1 protein-coding gene is annotated in these 3,387 nt (G+C 74.1%); it reads left to right on the top strand.

Features of this window, described 5'->3' with window-relative positions; translation table 11 throughout:
• Positions 1-974: 974 nt before the first annotated feature.
• Positions 975-3,263 carry a nicotinate-nucleotide--dimethylbenzimidazole phosphoribosyltransferase gene (cobT, locus tag STRIP9103_RS08745; protein ID WP_009304126.1) on the top strand — a complete coding sequence of 763 codons (2,289 nt, stop codon included), beginning with the start codon at positions 975-977 and terminating at the stop codon, positions 3,261-3,263.
• Positions 3,264-3,387: the final 124 nt, after the last annotated feature.

Raw genomic sequence — 3,387 nt, 5'->3', positions numbered from 1 at the left:
GCGATGCCGTGCTGCCTTCGCAGGCCGATGGCTCGGTGCCCCCGGAGGCTGATGGCTCGGTGCCTCCGCAGGGAGATGGTGTCGTGCCGGAGGCCGTGGTGGATGCCGCCGAGCAGGCCGTCGCCGTATCCGAGCAGCAGGCGGCGACCGAGGGGGCCGATGCGCAGGTGGCGGGCGCCGTAACCGATCCGCAGGGGACGACGGGCGCAGCCGAGCAGCAGACAGCCGGCGACATGCCGGACCAGCAGGTCGCCGCCGACGCGTCGGCCGAACAGAGCGGCACCGCGACCCCGGTCGAGCAGGGCGCGCCCGTCGCGCCGGACGCCGCGCCGGAGGCCGTTCCCGCGCAGGACCCGCAGCAGGCGACGGACGCGCCGGTCGTCCAGGAGCCGCAGTCGGCAGATGCCGAGGCCACCGAGGCTGGATCGACGGAAGCCCAGGCGACGGAAGCCCCGGCGGCGGAAGCCGGCCAGGCGGTGGCTCAGACGGCGGAAGCCGGCCAGACCGAGGTCCAGACGGCGGAGGTCGCCCCGTCCCAGCCGCAGTCCGCCGCCGAAGAGGCGCAGACGCCGGAGCCCTCGCAGGCGCAGCCCACCGTCCAGGGACCCCAGGCCACAACCGAGCCGGTAGCACCCGTGGCGGAAACGGTGGACGCTGCGGACCGGTCGGCGCAGGCCGCCGAGACCGCCCCCGCCGAACAGCCGACCGGTGAGGCCGACGATGCTCCGGCCGACGCTGCCGCACCCGCAGCCGTGGAACCCGAAGCCGCCGAATCCGAAGCCGCTGAGCCCGCAGCCGTACAACCCGCCGTTGCCGAACCGGCAGCCGATGAATCGGCCGCTCCCGAATCGGCCGTTGCCGAACCGGCAGCCGGCGAATCGGCCGCTCCCGTACCGGCAGCCGGCGAATCGGCCGCTCCCGTACCGGCCGACGGCGAACCGGCCGTCGCCGACACCCCGGCGACGGCGACCCCCGTGGTCGCAGCCTCCCCCATCGACGCCCCCCAGGGCGCCGTCATCCAGACCCCGGCCGAGCCGACCCCCGACGCCGGCCTCCCGGGGGCACCCCAGGGGCCCCAGACCGACCAGCCGCTGGGCCAATTCGTGCCCGTCGAGGGTTCGGTGCCGACCACTCCGCATCTGGCCCCCACCCCGCCTCAGGGTCTGGCGGTCCCGCCGCTGCCGACGGACGCGGACGTGAACGACCAGCCGACTCCGTCCGCCGCCGAGGTGTCCACAGAGAACGCGGAACCGCAGTCGGCGGAATCCGTCGCCACGGTCCCCACCCCCCGCGACTCCGAGGCCGAGACGATCGTCGTACCGCAGCCGCTCGCGGCGGCCGACGCGGAGCCCGATGTCGTCCAGCACGCGGAGGACCTGGACACCAGGGGCGCCGACCAGGAAGACGGCGAGACAGAAGCGGTAGAGGCAGAAGCGGTAGCGGTGGCAGCAACTGAAGTAGTCGACGAGAGCGCGGCCACAGTGGAAGAAGTGCCGGAAGAAGCAGGGGAAGAAGCACGGCAGCCCTCGGGCCCGGCCGCGCCCCCCTACGACGACGCCGAGCGCGAGGCCGTACTCAAGGTCATGCGTGAGCGCCGTGACATCCGCAACGGCTTCCGCAGCGACCCGATCCCGCACGACGTGCTGCTCCGTGTCCTGGAGGCCGCACACACGGCCCCCTCCGTGGGCCACTCGCAGCCCTGGGACTTCGTCGTCATCCGCTCCGCCGAGACGCGTCGCACCATGCACGAACTCGCCCAGCGCCAGCGCGAGGCGTACGCCAAGTCGCTGCCCAAGGGCCGGGCGAAGCAGTTCAAGGAACTGAAGATCGAGGCCATCCTCGACACCCCGGTGAACATCGTCGTCACCGCCGACCCCACGCGCGGCGGCCGGCACACCCTGGGCCGTCACACCCAGCCGCAGATGGCCCCGTACTCCTCCGCGCTCGCGGTCGAGAACCTGTGGCTCGCGGCCCGCGCCGAGGGCCTGGGCGTCGGCTGGGTCAGCTTCTTCGACGAGCGCGAGATGGTGCGCGCCCTCGGCCTGCCCGAGCACCTGGAGGTCGTGGCGTACCTGTGCGTCGGGTACGTCGACGAGTTCCCGGAGGAGCCCGAGCTGATGCAGGCGGGCTGGGCCAAGCGCCGCCCGCTGTCCTGGGTCGTCCACGAGGAGACGTACGGCCGCCGCGCGCTGCCCGGCGCCGAGCCGCATGACCTGCTCGCCGAGACCGTCGCCGGGATCCGTCCGCTGGACGCCAAGGCGCTCGGCGAGGCCTGGGAGCGGCAGAAGCGGATGACCAAGCCTGCTGGTGCCCTCGGCATGCTGGAGATCATCTCCGCCCAGCTGTCCGGGCTGTCCCGCCAATGCCCTCCGCCGATCCCGGAGCCCGCGGCCGTCGCGATCTTCGCCGGTGACCACGGCGTCCACGCCCAGGGCGTCACCCCCTGGCCGCAGGAGGTGACGGCGCAGATGGTCGCCAACTTCCTCGGCGGGGGAGCGGTCTGCAACGCGTTCGCCACCCAGGTGGGCGCCGAGGTCTGCGTCGTGGACGTGGGCGTGGCGAGCGACCTCCCGGCCACCCCGGGCCTGCTGCCCCGCAAGGTCCGCGCCGGTACGTCCGACATGACCACCGGTCCCGCGATGACCCGCGAGGAGGCCAAGAAGGCCATCGAGGTGGGCATCGAGACGGCCCGCGACCTCGTGGCGGCCGGCAACAAGGCCCTCCTCACGGGCGAGATGGGCATCGCCAACACCACGGCGTCCGCCGCCCTGATCGCGGTCTTCACCGGCGCCGACCCCGCCGAGGTCACCGGCCGGGGCACCGGCATCAACGACGAGACCCTGGCCCGCAAGACCGAGGTCGTCCGCCGGGCCATCGAGCTCCACCAGCCGGACCCCGCCGACCCCATCGGCGTCCTCGCGGCCATCGGCGGCTTCGAACACGCCGCCATCGTCGGCCTCCTCCTCGGCGGCGCCTCCCTCCGTACGCCGGTGATCCTCGACGGCGTCAGCGCCGGCGCCGCCGCCCTGGTGGCCCGCGCCATCGCGCCCGAGGTCCTCGCCGCCTGTATCGCCGGCCACCGCAGCGCCGAACCCGGCCACGTGGCCGCCCTGAAGAAGCTCGGCCTCCGCCCCCTGGTGGACCTCGACCTCCGCCTCGGCGAGGGCACCGGCGCCCTCCTGGCCCTCCCGGTGGTCCAGAGCGCGGCAAGGGCGATGCACGAGGTGGCGACGTTCGACTCGGCGGGGGTGACCGAGAAGTAGGTGAGGGGGGCACCGGGTGCCTCTCCGACCCGCCCACGGGCCCGCGCACGACGACGGTGCTCAGCCACCTCACGGGGCCCCAGGGCGTAGCCCCGGCTTCGGGAAGGTTCGGGAAGGGGCGGGC

The sequence above is a fragment of the Streptomyces ipomoeae 91-03 genome (assembly GCF_000317595.1).
In the GTDB taxonomy this organism is placed as follows: Bacteria; Actinomycetota; Actinomycetes; order Streptomycetales; family Streptomycetaceae; genus Streptomyces; species Streptomyces ipomoeae.
Note: the sequence above shows the minus strand (reverse complement) of the source record. Positions and strands in the feature narration are given on the sequence as shown.